The 1,129-nt window shown below is 53.2% G+C and carries 1 rRNA gene; it reads right to left on the minus strand.

Features of this window, described 5'->3' with window-relative positions:
• Nucleotides 1-1,129, minus strand: a 23S ribosomal RNA gene (locus CAPGI0001_RS10945); the annotation flags it as partial.

The raw sequence follows: 1,129 nt of genomic DNA on the forward strand, positions 1-1,129 counted from the left end.
GGGCAGGCGTCACACCGTATACGTCCACTTTCGTGTTTGCACAGTGCTGTGTTTTTAATAAACAGTTGCAGCCAGCTGGTATCTTCGACTGATTTCAGCTCCACGAGCAAGTCGCTTCACCTACATATCAGCGTGCCTTCTCCCGAAGTTACGGCACCATTTTGCCTAGTTCCTTCACCCGAGTTCTCTCAAGCGCCTTGGTATTCTCTACCTGACCACCTGTGTCGGTTTGGGGTACGATTTGATGTTACCTGATGCTTAGAGGCTTTTCCTGGAAGCAGGGCATTTGTTGCTTCAGCACCGTAGTGCCTCGTCATCACGCCTCAGCCTTGATTTTCCGGATTTGCCTGGAAAACCAGCCTACACGCTTAAACCGGGACAACCGTCGCCCGGCCAACATAGCCTTCTCCGTCCCCCCTTCGCAGTAACACCAAGTACAGGAATATTAACCTGTTTCCCATCGACTACGCCTTTCGGCCTCGCCTTAGGGGTCGACTCACCCTGCCCCGATTAACGTTGGACAGGAACCCTTGGTCTTCCGGCGAGCGGGCTTTTCACCCGCTTTATCGTTACTTATGTCAGCATTCGCACTTCTGATACCTCCAGCATGCCTCACAGCACACCTTCGACGGCTTACAGAGCGCTCCCCTACCCAACAACACATAGTGTCGCTGCCGCAGCTTCGGTGCATGGTTTAGCCCCGTTACATCTTCCGCGCAGGCCGACTCGACCAGTGAGCTATTACGCTTTCTTTAAATGATGGCTGCTTCTAAGCCAACATCCTGGCTGTCTGTGCCTTCCCACATCGTTTCCCACTTAACCATGACTTTGGGACCTTAGCTGGCGGTCTGGGTTGTTTCCCTCTTCACGACGGACGTTAGCACCCGCCGTGTGTCTCCCGTGATAACATTCTCCGGTATTCGCAGTTTGCATCGGGTTGGTAAGTCGGGATGACCCCCTTGCCGAAACAGTGCTCTACCCCCGGAGATGAATTCACGAGGCGCTACCTAAATAGCTTTCGGGGAGAACCAGCTATCTCCCGGTTTGATTGGCCTTTCACCCCCAGCCACAAGTCATCCGCTAATTTTTCAACATTAGTCGGTTCGGTCCTCCAGTTAGTGTTACCCAG

The organism is Capnocytophaga gingivalis ATCC 33624, from assembly GCF_000174755.1.
GTDB lineage: Bacteria > Bacteroidota > Bacteroidia > Flavobacteriales > Flavobacteriaceae > Capnocytophaga > Capnocytophaga gingivalis.